General features: G+C 69.3%; 18 protein-coding genes. 9 read left to right on the top strand and 9 right to left on the bottom strand.

All coding sequences use genetic code 11. From position 1 onward, the window contains the following. Positions 1–112: 112 nt before the first annotated feature. The gene (locus ABZ382_RS31115) at positions 113–1,150 is read right to left on the bottom strand and encodes a beta-ketoacyl-ACP synthase III (protein WP_357096415.1); all 1,038 of its coding nucleotides are present in this window, start codon (positions 1,148–1,150) and stop codon (positions 113–115) included. 97 nt (positions 1,151–1,247) lie between these two features. Between ABZ382_RS31115 and ABZ382_RS31120 the strand changes: the two genes are divergently transcribed. The 3 genes from ABZ382_RS31120 to ABZ382_RS31130 all read left to right on the top strand — a co-directional run bounded on the left by ABZ382_RS31120 (position 1,248) and on the right by ABZ382_RS31130 (position 3,382). Next, complete coding sequence (locus ABZ382_RS31120) at positions 1,248–1,832, top strand: TetR/AcrR family transcriptional regulator (RefSeq protein WP_357096418.1); 585 nt, start codon at positions 1,248–1,250, stop codon at positions 1,830–1,832. Positions 1,833–1,923: 91 nt separating this feature from the next. Then, positions 1,924–2,940: an aldo/keto reductase gene (locus ABZ382_RS31125; RefSeq protein ID WP_357096421.1), complete on the top strand. Its 1,017-nt coding sequence runs from the start codon at positions 1,924–1,926 to the stop codon at positions 2,938–2,940. A 4-nt stretch (positions 2,941–2,944) separates the two neighbouring features. Then, positions 2,945–3,382, top strand: coding sequence for an RpiB/LacA/LacB family sugar-phosphate isomerase (locus ABZ382_RS31130; RefSeq protein ID WP_357096423.1), 438 nt, complete (start codon positions 2,945–2,947; stop codon positions 3,380–3,382). Here the strand turns inward: ABZ382_RS31130 and ABZ382_RS31135 are convergent, their stop codons facing one another. From ABZ382_RS31135 to ABZ382_RS31150, 4 genes are all read right to left on the bottom strand, one after another. Next, positions 3,383–4,978, bottom strand: coding sequence for an acyl-CoA synthetase (locus ABZ382_RS31135; protein ID WP_357096425.1), 1,596 nt, complete (start codon positions 4,976–4,978; stop codon positions 3,383–3,385). It lies immediately after the preceding gene. Positions 4,979–5,012: 34 nt separating this feature from the next. Next, complete coding sequence (locus ABZ382_RS31140; protein ID WP_357096428.1) at positions 5,013–5,471, bottom strand: gamma-glutamylcyclotransferase family protein; 459 nt, start codon at positions 5,469–5,471, stop codon at positions 5,013–5,015. Continuing rightward, positions 5,468–6,244, bottom strand: a complete 777-nt coding sequence (locus tag ABZ382_RS31145) for an MBL fold metallo-hydrolase (RefSeq protein ID WP_357096431.1) — start codon at positions 6,242–6,244, stop codon at positions 5,468–5,470. Before ABZ382_RS31145 ends, ABZ382_RS31140 begins: the two co-directional genes overlap by 4 nt. A gap of 90 nt (positions 6,245–6,334) precedes the next feature. Continuing rightward, positions 6,335–7,243, bottom strand: a complete 909-nt coding sequence (locus ABZ382_RS31150; RefSeq protein WP_357096434.1) for a LysR substrate-binding domain-containing protein — start codon at positions 7,241–7,243, stop codon at positions 6,335–6,337. A 107-nt stretch (positions 7,244–7,350) separates the two neighbouring features. Between ABZ382_RS31150 and ABZ382_RS31155 the strand changes: the two genes are divergently transcribed. The 4 genes from ABZ382_RS31155 to ABZ382_RS31170 all read left to right on the top strand — a co-directional run bounded on the left by ABZ382_RS31155 (position 7,351) and on the right by ABZ382_RS31170 (position 10,124). Further along, positions 7,351–7,938 carry a peroxiredoxin gene (locus ABZ382_RS31155; RefSeq protein ID WP_213556646.1) on the top strand — a complete coding sequence of 196 codons (588 nt, stop codon included), beginning with the start codon at positions 7,351–7,353 and terminating at the stop codon, positions 7,936–7,938. 24 nt (positions 7,939–7,962) lie between these two features. After that, positions 7,963–8,502, top strand: coding sequence for a carboxymuconolactone decarboxylase family protein (locus tag ABZ382_RS31160; protein ID WP_357096437.1), 540 nt, complete (start codon positions 7,963–7,965; stop codon positions 8,500–8,502). A 158-nt stretch (positions 8,503–8,660) separates the two neighbouring features. After that, positions 8,661–9,410, top strand: a complete 750-nt coding sequence (locus tag ABZ382_RS31165) for an HNH endonuclease family protein (RefSeq protein ID WP_357096440.1) — start codon at positions 8,661–8,663, stop codon at positions 9,408–9,410. Positions 9,411–9,431: 21 nt separating this feature from the next. After that, complete coding sequence (locus tag ABZ382_RS31170; protein ID WP_357096442.1) at positions 9,432–10,124, top strand: PhzF family phenazine biosynthesis protein; 693 nt, start codon at positions 9,432–9,434, stop codon at positions 10,122–10,124. A gap of 4 nt (positions 10,125–10,128) precedes the next feature. On the opposite strand, the gene ABZ382_RS31175 is transcribed toward ABZ382_RS31170, so the two are convergent. The 3 genes from ABZ382_RS31175 to ABZ382_RS31185 form a co-directional block, all read right to left on the bottom strand. After that, on the bottom strand, positions 10,129–10,488 hold the full coding sequence (locus ABZ382_RS31175) for a VOC family protein (protein ID WP_357096445.1): 360 nt from the start codon (positions 10,486–10,488) through the stop codon (positions 10,129–10,131). 150 nt (positions 10,489–10,638) lie between these two features. Further along, positions 10,639–11,865: an aminotransferase class III-fold pyridoxal phosphate-dependent enzyme gene (locus ABZ382_RS31180; RefSeq protein WP_357096448.1), complete on the bottom strand. Its 1,227-nt coding sequence runs from the start codon at positions 11,863–11,865 to the stop codon at positions 10,639–10,641. Between the two features lie 128 nt (positions 11,866–11,993). Then, positions 11,994–12,602 (bottom strand): DUF5134 domain-containing protein, encoded by a 609-nt coding sequence (locus ABZ382_RS31185; RefSeq protein ID WP_357096451.1) that lies wholly within the window; start codon positions 12,600–12,602, stop codon positions 11,994–11,996. Between the two features lie 189 nt (positions 12,603–12,791). On the opposite strand from ABZ382_RS31185, the gene ABZ382_RS31190 reads away from it, so the two are divergent. Both ABZ382_RS31190 and ABZ382_RS31195 read left to right on the top strand, forming a co-directional pair. Then, positions 12,792–12,986, top strand: coding sequence for a hypothetical protein (locus ABZ382_RS31190; RefSeq protein ID WP_357096454.1), 195 nt, complete (start codon positions 12,792–12,794; stop codon positions 12,984–12,986). A 323-nt stretch (positions 12,987–13,309) separates the two neighbouring features. Continuing rightward, positions 13,310–13,765 carry a GNAT family N-acetyltransferase gene (locus ABZ382_RS31195; RefSeq protein WP_357096457.1) on the top strand — a complete coding sequence of 152 codons (456 nt, stop codon included), beginning with the start codon at positions 13,310–13,312 and terminating at the stop codon, positions 13,763–13,765. A 10-nt stretch (positions 13,766–13,775) separates the two neighbouring features. Here ABZ382_RS31195 and ABZ382_RS31200 read toward each other — a convergent pair whose 3' ends face one another. After that, the gene (locus ABZ382_RS31200; protein ID WP_357096459.1) at positions 13,776–14,405 is read right to left on the bottom strand and encodes a Pr6Pr family membrane protein; all 630 of its coding nucleotides are present in this window, start codon (positions 14,403–14,405) and stop codon (positions 13,776–13,778) included. Positions 14,406–14,501 lie beyond the last annotated feature (96 nt).

A 14,501-nucleotide genomic window follows, 5' to 3' on the forward strand; every position in this document is an offset into this window, starting at 1 on the left:
TACCTTCTTCTCTAACAGCACCTAAACCACGCGCCCCGCACAGCCAGGCTGTGCGGGGCGCTTCGTTTTTCGTCGTTTCACACAACGGATTTCGTTGTCTGGCGGCCGATCGTCACGCGATCGCGGGGAGCGTGACCACCTGACCGGCGTAGGCCAGGCCCGCGCCGAAGCCCAGCAGCAGCGCGGTGTCGCCCGGCTTCGAGGCGCCCGAGCGCAGCAGCTGCTCCATCGCCATCGGGATCGACGCGGCGCTGGTGTTGCCCGCCTCCGTGATATCCCGTGCGACAGCGACGTTCTCGGGCATGTGCAGTGCCCGGACCAGCGCGTCGGTGATGCGCCCGTTGGCCTGGTGCGGCACGAAGGCGTCCAGATCCTCCACGTTCACACCCGCCTGGTCCAGCGCGTCGCGGCAGGCCTTCTCCAAGAACGTTACGGCCCAGCGGAATACGGCCGCGCCGTTCATCCGGATGTAGGGCCGCTCGGTGGTGCCGCCGCCGGCCTCCGCCGCGGCGACCTCGGCGAAGTAGGTCTTGAAGTCCTTGTCCTGCTTGATCGCGGCGGTCTGGCTGCCGTCCGAGCCCCAGGCCACCGGCCCGATGCCCTCGACGTCGGAGCCGCCGACCACGACCGCGCCGGCACCGTCGGCGAAGATGAACGCGCAGGTCCGGTCGTCCTGGTCGAGCAGGTCAGAAAGCCGCTCCACGCCGATCACCAGGACGTGGCGGGCCTGACCGGCGCGCACCAGGTTGGCTCCGTTGGCGAGCGCGTAGCAGAAGCCCGCGCATCCGGCCGAGACGTCGAAGGCGGCGGTGTCGTGCATGCCGAGTTCGGTCGCGACCACGGCTCCGGCGGACGGTCCCAACACCATCTGCGAGGAGGTGGCCAGGATGACCGCGTCGATCTGCTCGGCGGTGACCCCGGCGGCGGCGAGCGCGTCGCGGGCGGCGGCGGCGCTCATGCCGACGATGGTCTCGTCATCATCGGCCCAGTGACGGGCCTCGATGCCGGAGCGGGTCCGGATCCATTCGTCGGAGGAGTTGATGCGGTCGACGATCTCGGCGTTGGGGACCACCCGGCGTGGCCGGTACACGCCCAAGCCGAGCAGGGCGGCATGGGCTACCGGGGTGGCGGTGGCGATCTGGGCTGACATGCGCGGATTTCCTCTTTTCCCATATGAACCGATCGGTCCACATGGGTTAGGTTTAACATGGACCGATCGGTTCACACAAGGGCTGGAGGAAATTGCAATGACGGCGGGACCACGCGCCCGATTGATCGCGAGCACCATCACCACCGTCCAGGAACACGGCGTGCACGCGGCCGGTCTCAACGAACTCCTCAAACGCAGCAACGCCTCCAGAAACTCGCTCTACCAGCACTTCCCTTCCGGCAAGGGGGAACTGGTGGCCACCGCGGCCCGCATCGTGTCGCGCATGGTCTACTCCCACGTGAGCCGCATGTCCGACGCGCTGCCGGTCGCGCCCTCCCTCGACGCCTGGGTCGACGAGTTACTCGGCTTCTGGCGCGGCCAACTCGAGACCAGCGATTTCCGCGCGGGATCGTTCATGATGGCCGCCGCCCTCGACGAACTGGACCCGACCCTGCAGTCGGCCGCCGGTCAGGCCTTCTCCGAATGGACCGCGCGGCTGGCCGACGGCCTGGTCGACGCGGGCATCGAACGCGCCACCGCCTGTTCCCTGTCCGGCTTCGCCCTCTCGGTCATCGAGGGCGCGATCGTGCAGAGCCGCGCCCTGAAATCCGCCCTCCCCTTCACCGACGCGGGCACCCAGCTCACCGTCCTGCTGCACCACCACCTGCCCAACCGCCGCTGATCTTGACTTGGAGCACGCTCCAGGTCGTAGCGTTTCCGGGGCAGGCGGCCCAATGCCGCGAATTCCATTCCTACCGAGGAGGATTCATCGCATGATCGCGACCAGGAAGCTCCGCGAACTGACCGTCGGCGCCCAGGGCCTCGGCTGCATGGGCATGAGCGGCGCCTACGGCGTCCAGGACAATGACGCCGAGTCCATCGCCACCATCCACCGGGCCCTGGACCTCGGCGTCACCCTGCTCGACACCTCGAACGTCTACGGCCCGGAGACCAACGAGCGGCTGCTCGGCCGGGCCATCGCCGACCGTCGCGACCGGGTCGTGCTGGCCACCAAGTTCGGCATCGTCTGGGGTGATCAGGGCATGCTCGGCGCGCGCGGTGACGCCGCGTATGTGAAGCAGTCCTGCGACGAGTCGCTCGCGCGGCTGGGCGTCGACCACATCGACCTCTACTACCAGCATCGTGTGGACCCGAACGTGCCCATCGAGGAGACCTGGGGCGCGCTGTCGGAACTCGTGCAGGCCGGCAAGGTCCGCTACCTCGGCATCTCCGAGGCCTCCGCGGACACCATCCGCGCCGCCCACGCCGTCCACCCGGTGACCGCGCTGCAGAGCGAGTGGTCGCTGTGGACCCGCGACATCGAGGCCGAGATCGTGCCCGCCTGCCGCGAGCTCGGGATCGGCATCGTGCCGTTCTCGCCGCTGGGTCGCGGCTTCCTCACCGGCGCGATCACCTCCACCGCCGACCTGCCCGCCGACGACATGCGCCGCCGGCTGCCCCGGTTCGCCGACGGCAATATCGACGCCAATCTCGCCATCGTCGCGGCCCTGCGGGAGCTGGCCGAGGAGAAGGGCGTCACCGCGGGGCAATTGGCCCTGGCCTGGGTGCAGTCCCGCGGCGACGACGTGGTTCCGATCCCCGGCACCAAGCGCCGCACCTATCTCGAACAGAACGTGGCCGCCGCCGAGATCGTGCTGTCGCCGGAGGATCTGGCCCGCATCGAGGCCGCCGCGCCGGCCGCATCGGTGGCCGGGGCACGCTATCCCGAAGCGCTCGCGCGCGTCACGAACCGCCAGTCCCCCGAGCCCGGGCCTCGTCGAGGAGAATGACCGCATGAGGATTTCGGTTGCCGCGGACGAGGACACCGGGGTGGCCACGGCCGTGGTCGAGGAGCTGCGGACGCGCGGGCACGAGGTGACCGTGCACGGGGCCCTCGATCCGGACGAGCGCGACGATTGGGCGTGGGCGTGCGAGGCGGCCGCGCGCGACGTCGCCGACGGCCGGACCGAGCAGGCGATCGTGTGCTGCTGGACCGGCACCGGTGCGTCCATCGCCGCCAACAAGGTCGCCGGGGTGCGGGCGGCGCTGTGCGTGGACGCGTATACCGCCGAGGGAGCGCGGAAGTGGAACGACGCCAATGTGCTGGCGCTGAGCCTGCGCCTCACCTCGCGCGCGCAGCTGAGCGAGATTCTCGACGCCTGGTTCGCCGGGGCCCCGAGCGAGGACCCCGGCGATCGGGCGAATATCGCCCATGTGGATCTGATCGGCTGATCAGTCCTGCGCGGCCAGTTGCGCGTGCCGCGTGCGCAGTTCGCGCTTGAGGATCTTGCCGCTGGGGTTCTTGGGCAGCGCGTCGACGAAGGTCACGTACTTGGGGACCTTGTATCCGGCGAGGCGCTGTTTGCAGTGCGCGATGACGGCGTCGGCGTCCGGCTCGGTTCCGGTGCGTGCCACCACGATCGCCGCGACCGCCTCGATCCAGCGCGGATGCGGGATGCCGACCACGGCGGCCTCGGAGACGTCCGGGTGTTCGTAGAGGACTTCCTCGACCTCACGGCTGGCCACGTTCTCACCGCCGGTCTTGATCATGTCCTTCTTGCGGTCGACCACGCTGAGGTAGCCGTCGGCGTCCAGCACGCCCAGGTCGCCGCTGTGGAACCAGCCGTTGCGGAAGGCTTCCGCGGTCTTGGCGGGATCGTTCCAGTAGCCGAGCATGGCCTGCGGCGACCGGTGCACGATCTCGCCGACGACACCGACGCCGACCGGATTGTCGTCGTCGTCGACCACCCGGGTCTCGACATTGAGCGCCGGACGGCCCGCCGACCCGGGCTTGGTGAGCTGGTCCTCGGGTGCCAGAACCGTTGCCAGCGGCGAGAGTTCGGTCTGGCCGTAGAAGTTGGTGAGGCCGACGCCGGGTAGTCGTTCGGCCAGTTCGTGCAGCACCTCGACGGGCATGATGCTCGCGCCGTAGTAGCCCTTGCGCAGGGACGACAGGTCGTAGCTGTCGAAGTCGGGGTGGCGCAGCAGCGAGACCCAGACCGTGGGCGGGCAGAACAGTTTGGTGGCCCGCTCGGTTTCGATGGTGCGCAGCACCGTGGCCGGGTCGGGGCCGGGCAGCAGGATGCTGGTCGCGCCCAGCCACAGGTCGGGGGTGAGGAAGCAGTGCAGCTGGGCGCAGTGGTACAGCGGCAGCGCGTGTACCTCGATGTCGTCGGCGCTCATGCGGCCGTCGACGACGACGCTGGTGTACTGCGCGATCAGTGCGCGGCTCGACAGCACAGCGCCCTTGGGGCGCGACTCGGTGCCGGAGGTGTACATGATCTGGATGGGGTCGTCGTCGGCGACGAACACCTCGGGGGCGGAGGCGTCGGAGTGGGATTCCCAGGCGCTCACGTCCTCCCATCCGGTCGCTGGCGGCAGGTCGCCGAGACCGATGCGGCCGAGCAGCCGGATCCGGCTGTCACCCAGCTGTTTCACCGCGGCCTCGGCCTGCTCGGCGAGGCCGTCCTCGGCGATGAAACCGACTGCCCCGCTGTGTTCGAGGATGAACGCCACCTCGTCGGCGGTGAGCATGAAATTGATCGGCACCGAGATCGCGCCCAGCCGGGCCAGCGCGAAGTACAGCAGCACGAACTCGCGGCAGTTGTGCGAGTAGATCGCGACCCGATCCCACTGCCCCACACCGCGATCGGCCAGGCTGTGCGCGACCCGGTTCACGGCCGTGTCCAGATCGGCGTAGCTCTCGCGCCGATCGCGCCACACCAGCGCGGTCTTGTCCGGGACCCGGGCGGCGCTGCGCCGCAGCAGATCTCCGAGCGCCTGCGAGCGCGCGCCCGTCACGGTCCGATCAGTGCCCTGTGCATCCATGCGACCAACTTCTACCGCACGAGTGTGTCCCGTGTCATACAGTCTCGCTGAGCAGGACCAGATCCCGCCGCCACGCAGCACATTTCGACTCGTAATACGGTAGGTGCCCGGACTCGAAGTCCGCGGCCGACCAATCGGCCTCGGCGACCTCGGCGGTCCAGGTGTAGGTCCACGCGTACCCGACCCGCTCCCCCGCGTGCACCGACACCGGGGTCAGGTCGTACTCGTCGTCCTCGAAGGCGTCGAGCACCCGCCAATCGTCGACGGTGAGCCCGGTGAGCACGAAGCCCTCGGTCACGGCGTCGGCCGCGGTGACCAGTCCCGGGTAGGCCCGGCCGGGCAGCGCGGCGGCCCGCCGCCCGATCAACCGCGCGGGCTCCCGGTGCGGTACGCGGCCGATCAATGCGGTCAGTACAGCCTCGAACCGCAGGGTGCCGTAGACGAACAGTGGATCACTCGCCGCCGGAAGCCTGCGTGCCCACCGGTCGTTCATCGCCCGGCGATCCGCGCGAACAGCCCCGCGTCGTGGGAGTTGACGACGGTCACCGTGTCCCCGTGCAGCTTCCGCAGTTCCTGCAACCGCCGCTGGTTCAGCCGGTACGCCTCCCCCACGATGGACCCGGTCTCGTAGACCTTCCACCAGAACGGTGTGAACGGCTCCTCGGGGTGGATGCTGGACTCGGTGAAGAACGAGTCACCGGCGTGCAGGAGCCATCCGTTGCCGTGATCGATCGCCACGCCGGCGTGACCGCGGGTGTGACCGAGCAGCGGCACGACCAGGATCTCCGGCGGCAGCCCGGGCAGGTCGCGCACCGCGGTGAAGCCGAACCAGTCCTCGCCGCCCTCGACCTCGTTCACCATCCACTTGGGTCCGTGCGCCCATTGCGCGGCCCGGTAGCGCAGCTTCTCGGACAGGGTGGGAGTGGCGGTCGCGGCCCGGAATTCGGGTCCGTGGATGTGCACGGTGGCTTCGGGGAAGTCCGAGAGTCCGCCGGAATGGTCCAGGTCGAGGTGGGTGAGGATGATGTGCCGGACATCGCGCGGGTCGTAGCCCAGCGCCTGGATCTGGCGGATCGCGGTCTCGCCCTCGGACGGTTTCGCGCCCATCAGGAAACGGCTGGCACCCAGCATCTTTCCGGGCTGCCGCACGGCCTCGAGCCCGAACCCGGTGTCGACGAGCACGAGCGCGTCGCGAGTCTCGAGGAGCAGGCAGTGATCGATGACGCCGAATCCCATGGTGCCGCAGTTGAGGTGATGGACGCGCATCGCTCGAGCGTTTCAGACGCCCCAGAGTGACGCAACCGCGCAGGTTGTCGGATTTGCCGTGGCGCCCGGCGGACCGCCCGGCGCGCGGGCTCAGCGCGGACGGCCCTCGCGGATGATCTCGGCGAGCAGCTCGTAGTCGTCGCCGCGCGCGGTGGAGGACCGGAACGCCAGCCCGACCGTGCGGCCCGGCGCGGGCGCGGCGAAGGTCGCCACGTCAAGGGTGCCGCGCGCGGTCTCGGCCGGAACCGCCATGGCCGGGATCAGCGTGACGCCGAGGTCGCCCGCGACGAACTGCACCACCGTGGCCAGCGATGCGGCGCGGGTGTCGCCGACCGCGCCGGGGTGCGCGTCGTGGGTGCGGCACAGGTCCATGGTCTGATCGCGCAGGCAGTGGCCCTCGTCGAGGAGCAGCAGCGGCAGCGCGTCGAGGTCGGCCGGGGTCAGGTCGGAGCGGCCGGCCAGCTCGTGGCCGCGCGGCACGACCAGCACGAACTCCTCGGTGTAGAGCGGTATCTCGACCAGGCCGGGCGCGTCGGCGGGCAGCGCCAGCATGGCCACGTCGAGCACGCCTGAGCGCAGGCCGTCGAGCAGCCGGGCGGTCTGGTCCTCGATGACGTGCGGCGCGAGAGTGGGTACCCGCCTACGCAATTCGGGCAGCAGGGTGGGCAGCACGTAGGGGGCGACAGTCGGGATGATGCCCAGCCGCAGGGTGCCGCGCAGCCCCTCCCCGGCGGCCGACGCGACAAATCGGTCAGCGGCCTCGAGGGTCGCGATGGCTTGCGGCAGCAAACGTTTGCCGTCGGCGGTGACCAGCACACGACGCGTGCTGCGCTCGATCAGCAACAGCCCCAGGCCGTTTTCCAGTGATGCCAGCGCCTGGGATAACGTGGGCTGGCTCACGCCGAGCCGGGTCGCCGCGGTACCGAAGTGCCGGTACTCCGCGATGGCCACGAACGCACGCAGCTGTGACAGGGTGGGCTGATAAGTTTGATCAGTCACGCCTATGAGTGTAGTGCGACCGATCACCTTTACCTCTCACCGCTGTTCGGCCAGGATCGTATACAGAAGTCTCGACACAATCGGCATGACTACAACGAGGAGCATTCATGGCACTGCTGACCATCGGCGATCAGTTCCCCGCGTACAACCTGAAGGCTGTCATCGGCGGTGATCTCTCGAAGGTGAACGCTCAGCAGCCCGACGACTACTTCACCCAGATCTCGAGCGACGACTACGCCGGCAAGTGGCGCATCGTCTTCTTCTGGCCCAAGGACTTCACCTTCGTGTGCCCGACCGAGATCGCCGCCTTCGGCAAGCTGAACGAGGAGTTCGCCGATCGCGACGCGCAGGTGCTGGGTGCCTCCGTCGACAACGAGTTCGTCCACTTCCAGTGGCGCGCACAGCACGAGGAGCTCAAGACCCTCCCGTTCCCGATGCTCAGCGACCTGAAGCGGGAACTGGCCGCGGCCACCGGCGTGCTCAATGCCGACGGCGTCGCCGACCGCGCCACCTTCATCGTCGACCCGAACAACGAGATCCAGTTCGTGTCGGTCACCGCCGGTTCGGTGGGCCGCAATGTCGACGAGGTGCTGCGCGTGCTCGACGCCCTGCAGTCCGACGAGCTGTGCGCCTGCAACTGGAAGAAGGGCGACCCGACCATCCAGGCCGGCGAGCTCATGACCGCGTCGGTGTAAGCAAGGCTCGTAAGGAAATTCGTCGTGACCATCGATAACCTGAAGAACTCGCTGCCCGAGTACGCCAAGGACCTCAAGCTCAACCTGTCGTCCATGGCGCGCAGCACCGTGCTCAACGAGCAGCAGCTGTGGGGCACCCTGCTGGCCTCGGCCGCGGCCACCAAGTCCGCGACCACGCTGCGGGAGATCGCCGAGGAGGCGGCCGACGTGCTGTCGGCTGAGGCGTACAACGCCGCGCTGGGCGCCGCGTCGATCATGGGTATGAACAATGTGTTCTACCGCGGCAAGGCGTTCCTGGACGGCCGCTACGACGATCTGCGCGCGGGCCTGCGCATGCAGATCATCGGCACTCCCGGCGTGGACAAGGTCGATTTCGAGCTGTGGTCGTTCGCGGTCTCCTCGATCAACGGCTGCCAGCACTGCCTGGAGGCGCACGAGCACACGCTGCGTGAGGCGGGCGTGTCGCGCGAGGTGATCTTCGAGGCGCTGCGCGCGGCCGCGATCGTGGCAGGCGTGGGCCAGGCCGTGGCGTCGACCGAGGCGCTGGCCACGGCCGCCGTCTAGTCGATCACGGGCGCTGCCCGGGACGCGGATTCTCGACGAGGGGCCGGACACCACGGTGTCCGGCCCCTCGTCGCATCCGCTTGCATATTTGCCAAAAGATTGCTGCAATCCGGCAACAATGCCCGGAACATCCGAATTGCCCACCTAGACTGCCCGGCATGCCTCCGCGCTCCCGGACCCCTGCCCGGCGTCGCCGGCGCAGACTCTTCGCCTCCTCCGTGCTCCTGATCGCGCTCTCCGCGGGTGGCCTGGCGCTGTATCTGAATCGCCACGAGACCCCCACCGCCGAACCGACCCCGCCGCCGGAGCAGGCGGGCACCCCGATCCTCGACACCGCCCGGGCGCGGGCCGGACTGGACCGACTGCCCGTCGCCTGGAACCGCAACTGGGAGACCTACGACCGCAACGCGTTCGGCCCCGGCTGGTCCGGGCGCGGCGGCGAGCCGGTGCTCACCGGCGGGTGCACCGCGCGCGAACAGGTAATGAAGCGCGATCTCACCGAAACCCGTGTGGGCGACAGCAATTCGTGCCTGGTGCTGTCGGGGACGCTCGACGATCCCTACACCGGCGAGCGAATTCCCTACGACCGCTTCGCATCCTCCGATATCGAGATCGACCACGTGGTCGCGCTCGGCGACGCCTGGCGTTCGGGCGCCTCGCAGTGGAAGCCCGAGCAGCGCCGGACGTTCGCCAACGACGTCGGCAATCTGCTCGCGGTCCAGAAGCAGGCCAATCAGGAGAAGGGCTCCAAGTCGCCCGATCAGTGGCAGCCGCGGGAGGCGTACCGGTGCGATTACGCGCGCCGCTGGGTGAGCGTCAAGGAACGCTGGGGGTTGAGCGTGCAACCCACCGAGAAGAGCGCCCTGGCCGACATGCTCGATACCTGTGGGCCTCCCGCGAATCGATAACTGTCGGTAAGCTCGCGTGACATGACCGTTCCGGAGAGTGATAGCGCCCAGATCGAGGTCCTGCGTGTGTTCACCGACGCGGCCGGTCGATTCGGCAGCCCGCTCGGCATCGTCCGCCGCTCGGCCGTGGAGCACATCGACCATCAGGCGCTCGCCGCCCGCGTGGGGCAAGCGCTGACCGCGGTGATCGACGACCCGGCCGACGGGCGGGCGGCGATGCGCATCTACACCCCCGCCGTCGAACTGTCCTTCGCCGGGCGGCCCAGCATCGGCGCCGCCTGGTGGCTCAACGAGCAGCGGACGCCGGTGAAGGTCATCGATGTCCCGGCCGGGCCCGTCGAGGTCGCGCTCACCGAGGGGTTGGCCTGGGCCCGTGCCCGCGCCGCGTGGTCGCCGTCGTTCGAATTCCACCAGTTCGAGGATCCGGAGCTGATCGCCACCCTCGACCCGGCCGACTTCCCCAGCGGCCAGCACTACTGCTGGGCCTGGACCGACGAACCGCGCGCCGCGGTCCGCGCCCGAATGTTCGCCCCCGGCCTGGGAATTCCCGAGGACGAGGCCACCGGCTCGGCGGCCATCGAGCTGACCGCGCTGCTCACCCGCGGCCTGCACATCACGCAGGGGCAGGGCTCCCAGCTCTTCACCGAATGGGACTCCGACGGCTGGGCCCGGATCGGCGGGCGCGTAGCCGCCGACCATCCCATCGTGATCTAGGGATTCACCGAGCGACGCGCTGACCGAAGGCGAGCCGGTGGCCGCCGGGAATGCGCAGCACGAAATCGCGCAGCCCCCAGGGGTGCTCGGTCAGTTCGGTGGTGATCTCGCCGCGGTGCCGCAGGCAGTGCGCGTACAGCGCGTCCACATCGGCCACGCCGACATATCCCGCGGTGGTCTCGTTGACCGCCGGATTCGGCGTGCGCACCACCCCGAGTCCGACCCCGCCGCGGCGCAGCAGCGCCAATCCCATCGCGGGCTCGTCCACCTCGATCTCGAAGCCCAGCACATCGCGCAGGAATTCGACGGTGGGCGTGAGGTCGGCCACCTCGAGATTGGCCCGGTAGCTCTCGAATTCGACCATTTCCGCAGCATACTGCCGTTGCCGGGCCGAAGATTCGGTTGCGCGCCCGTGGGTGGCCGGTGAGATGGATTCCTACCGGCCGTGGCCCGGCTACGCCATGTGCCCGCTGGAGAACTGTCCGGCGGGCACGATCACTGATCCGGGCACGGCTCAGCCCAGAGCGGCGGCGAACCGCGCGGCCATCTGCACGACCTCGGCCTCGGTGATGACGAACGACGGCGAGATCTGCAGCGCGCCCTGACCGGCCGCGCGGGTCGAGACGCCGTGCGCGCGCAGGGTTTTCACCATGCCGAGCGCCTCGGCCGGATCGGCGAGCTGGACCGCGGCGACCGCGCCCAGGCCACTGCGCACCTCGGCGACGCGCGGGTGGTCGGCCAGCGGCGAGAAGTGCTCGTGCAGCAGCGCTTCCAGGTTCTTGCTGGCTTCCAGCAGGTTCTCGCGCTCGAAGATGTCGAGGTTGGCCATGGCCGCAGCGGCCGCACCGGCGTGGCCGCCGTAGGTGTAGCCGTGCCGCCACCACACGCCGCCGGAGAAGAACGGCTCGGCGATGCGGGGCGCGATGAAGACCGCGCCCATCGGGACGTAGCCCGAGGTGAGGCCTTTGGCGGTGGTCATCAGATCCGGTTCCAGCCCGAAACGCGAGGAGGCGAACCAGGATCCGCCGATGCGGCCGAAGCCGGTGACGACCTCGTCGGCGACGAACAGGATGTCGTTGTCGCGGCAGATCTGGCGGACCTCGGCCAGGTAGCCCTCCGGCGGCAGGTAGACGCCGCCCGCGCCGATGATGGGTTCGGCGAAGAAGGCCGCGATGCGCTCCGCGCCGAGCTCCTCGATGAGCGCGGTCAGCGCCTTGGCCTGATCCCATTCGATGGTGCGGGTGTCGGGCATGAAGACGCCGGTGTAGCCCTCGCCGTTGACCGGGATGCCGGCCAGCGAGGTGCCGCCGACGTGCATGCCGTGGTACGCCTTCTGCCGTCCGACCAGGATGGTCTTCTCCGGGCGGCCCATCTCCTGCCAGTAGCGGCGGGCCAGCTTGGCGGCGGTGTCGATGCCGTCGGAGCCGCCCGAGGTGAAGAAGATCTTGCTGCCCGGCACCGGGGCCAGCGCGGAGAGCCGCTCGGCCAGATCGCGGGTCACCGGCGAGACCAGGTCACCGAAGTTGGAGTAGTGCGCGACCTGGGTCAGCTGCGCGGCCACCGCGTCGGCGATCTCGCGGCGGCCGTGGCCGACATTGGCGAACCAGAGTCCGCCGGTGGCGTCGAGATACTCCGTGCCACCCTCGTCCCAGATGCGGGCGCCCTCGCCCCGCGCCACCACGAACGAGCCGTCCCGCTCGACCGCACCCATATCGGCGAAGCCATGCCACAGCGAACCCATCCAGAGCACCTCCATCACCCGATACCGGCCACCCCCAACCGGGCGAACCGACCTTTGCTCACTATCTAACCCCGGAGGACGGTGAACAGGTCGAACGGCCCCCGGCTGCGCCGGAACGGGCGGCGGGCTCAGCCGGCGGCGGCCGCCACGAGCATGTAGGCGGTGCCGAGGTCCATCACCAGGTGCGGCACCACGGCCGGGGCTCCGACCGTGCCGCCGGGGTGCGGGAACACTCCCGGCAAACGGCGGCGCAGGCCCGGCGTCAGCATGACGACGGCGTCGAGCGCGAACAGCGCGGCGAGCGCCCACAGCGGAGCGGACGCGGGTGGCCCGGCCACGCCGTGCTCGTGCGCCCCGTGCCCGCTCATCGCGTACAGCATGGCCGCGGCCGCCAACACGTGATACGCGAACGCCCCGGCGGTCCCCGCCTCGGCGTCCCCGATCCCGTTGCGCCACCGCAGGATCCGCTCACCCAGCACCAGCGTGAACACGACCACCATGGCCGTCAGCACCCCCCGCACCGCATGCGCGTCGACGGCGGTCGGGAACACCAGCATTCCCACCATGACCAGGCACATCACCAGATGCGCGGCATCGGATTCGCGATCCCCGCGCTGCCCGTCGCACCCGACCGGCCGCACCCGCGCCAGCCTGGCGACCACCAGGGCGGCGGCCACGCAGAAGGCGATCACCGCACTCCACCGCACCAGCCCGTACTGCTCCACGAACAACCCCACGCCCCACCACCTCTCACCGCGGCGACCGGCTCCCCTTCCATGCTGACATCCTCGGCGCACGCCGCCCGGAATTTGCGCTGCCGAATCCCCTGCCCCCGTACCGCCACTCGTGACCGATTGCCCGGCCGATTCGCTCGCCCGGCTCCCCTGAAACGTTCGTATCGAGAGAATGAACAGAGGAGTCACTCCATGCGTCACAGCCGAGCCGACCGCCCGCGCCGAACCGACGATCCCGTCGACCCGATCGCCGATCTCCGCGCGAGCCTGAACCTGCTGCGCTATTCCGTCGAGCAGATGACCGAAGCCATGAAGGGCATCCTGCAGGAGATGCGCAGCTTCGACGCGCGTCTGAGCGCCCTCGAGTCCGGCGTCGCCGAGCGCTGACCGGACCTGGCGATCGCGGACATGGCAACGGCCCGGAGCCTTGCGGCTACCGGGCCGTCTTCAAGCTTCGGGCCGCCGTGCACGTATCCGACGCCCCGCGCCGGCACTCTCGGAAATGTGCACTTCACGGTTCGCCCCACGACGCTCCGAACACCGGCCGGGTAACCCGAGGTGATCACGAAACCCATCCGGCCACATCGAGTGTCGCTGGTGCGAGGGGGACATACAGGGCACATGGGGGCCGACGGCACGCCAGGTCGGCGGGTTGGCGCGCACGGTCAGTCGACGGGCGGGGCCTGCCGGTGGCTCGCTAGCCTGACGAGATGCGGATTGTGGTCGAAGATCTGACCGGGCCCGAGGTGATCGGATTGCTCGAGGCGCATGTGGCCGAGATGCTGGCGAACTCGCCGGAGGACAGCATGCACGCGCTCGACGTGGCGGCGCTGCGCAAGCCCGAGATCACCTTCTGGTCCGCGTGGGACGGGACCGAGCTGGCCGGGTGCGGGGCGATCAAGGAGCTGGATCCCACCCACGGGGAGATCAAGTCCATGCGGACCACGGCCGGGTATCGCGGGCGCGGAGTCGCGTCACAGTTGTTGCGGCACATCCTCGCCGAGGCCGGGGCGCGCGGGTACGCGCGGCTGAGCCTGGAGACCGGATCGTCGGAGTTCTATCGGCCCGCGGTGCGGCTGTACGAGCGCTACGGATTCGAGCACTGCGGGCCGTTCGCGGACTACGCCGAGGACCCGCACAGCGTGTTCATGACCCGCGCGCTCTGAGGCCGCGGGGTCAGCGGCGAGCGACCGCCCGGGGTACCAGGCCGGTCACCGCGGCCACGATGACGCCGAGGATGGCGAAGACCACGGCCATCACCACCAGGCCGATGGTCAGGGAGCCGTAGCCCTGCTCGCGCGGATCGATGAACGGGTAGGGGTACCAGTCGGCGAAGGGGCCGCGGATCAGGACGTACGCGCCGTAGGCCAAGGGGTAGGCGAGCCAGCCGAGAATGAGTTTGACGGTCGGCTTGATCCCGGGAGCGAGCACCAGCAACCAGTCCGCGATCAGCACGATGGGGATCAGCCGGTGCAGGATGTCGTTGATCCACTGCTCGGTCAGCTGGACGTCGATGTTCGACAGCAGCACGGCGTAGATGATGAGGGTGATCGTCAGATAGAGGGTGGCCGCGCCGCGCACCAGTTCCCAGCGGCGGCCCTCGGGGTCGCGCAGGCCGCCGACCAGCAGCACGATGACGCCGATGATGTTGGACTGGATGGTGAAGTAGCTGAAGAAGTTCAGGTACGAGTAGTTCGGATTATCCAGATTCCGCAGCGGGATCCAGACCAGCGCGACGATGCCCACGATTGCGAGGACGACGCGTAGCGCCCGGATCCACAAGGGCGTACCACCTCTGACGACCATGGCCCAGATCGTCGCACGGGGAACGGCGCGAATGCGGACGATACGCCGATGCGGCACACTTCCGGCAAGCCCCCGGCCGGGCGATCCGAGACCGCG

This window comes from Nocardia sp. NPDC005825, from assembly GCF_040630175.1.
In the GTDB taxonomy this organism is placed as follows: domain Bacteria; phylum Actinomycetota; class Actinomycetes; order Mycobacteriales; family Mycobacteriaceae; genus Nocardia.

Coding starts and splice junctions, on each gene's coding strand:
- ABZ382_RS31195 (WP_357096457.1), top strand. CDS start 13,310: ATGCGGATTGTGGTCGAAGATCTGACCGGGCCCGAGGTGATCGGATTG.
- ABZ382_RS31135 (WP_357096425.1), bottom strand. CDS start 4,978: ATGGATGCACAGGGCACTGATCGGACCGTGACGGGCGCGCGCTCGCAG.
- ABZ382_RS31115 (WP_357096415.1), bottom strand. CDS start 1,150: ATGTCAGCCCAGATCGCCACCGCCACCCCGGTAGCCCATGCCGCCCTG.
- ABZ382_RS31140 (WP_357096428.1), bottom strand. CDS start 5,471: ATGAACGACCGGTGGGCACGCAGGCTTCCGGCGGCGAGTGATCCACTG.
- ABZ382_RS31165 (WP_357096440.1), top strand. CDS start 8,661: ATGCCTCCGCGCTCCCGGACCCCTGCCCGGCGTCGCCGGCGCAGACTC.
- ABZ382_RS31145 (WP_357096431.1), bottom strand. CDS start 6,244: ATGCGCGTCCATCACCTCAACTGCGGCACCATGGGATTCGGCGTCATC.
- ABZ382_RS31155 (WP_213556646.1), top strand. CDS start 7,351: ATGGCACTGCTGACCATCGGCGATCAGTTCCCCGCGTACAACCTGAAG.
- ABZ382_RS31175 (WP_357096445.1), bottom strand. CDS start 10,488: ATGGTCGAATTCGAGAGCTACCGGGCCAATCTCGAGGTGGCCGACCTC.
- ABZ382_RS31190 (WP_357096454.1), top strand. CDS start 12,792: ATGCGTCACAGCCGAGCCGACCGCCCGCGCCGAACCGACGATCCCGTC.
- ABZ382_RS31170 (WP_357096442.1), top strand. CDS start 9,432: ATGACCGTTCCGGAGAGTGATAGCGCCCAGATCGAGGTCCTGCGTGTG.
- ABZ382_RS31125 (WP_357096421.1), top strand. CDS start 1,924: ATGATCGCGACCAGGAAGCTCCGCGAACTGACCGTCGGCGCCCAGGGC.
- ABZ382_RS31180 (WP_357096448.1), bottom strand. CDS start 11,865: ATGGGTTCGCTGTGGCATGGCTTCGCCGATATGGGTGCGGTCGAGCGG.
- ABZ382_RS31120 (WP_357096418.1), top strand. CDS start 1,248: ATGACGGCGGGACCACGCGCCCGATTGATCGCGAGCACCATCACCACC.
- ABZ382_RS31200 (WP_357096459.1), bottom strand. CDS start 14,405: ATGGTCGTCAGAGGTGGTACGCCCTTGTGGATCCGGGCGCTACGCGTC.
- ABZ382_RS31130 (WP_357096423.1), top strand. CDS start 2,945: ATGAGGATTTCGGTTGCCGCGGACGAGGACACCGGGGTGGCCACGGCC.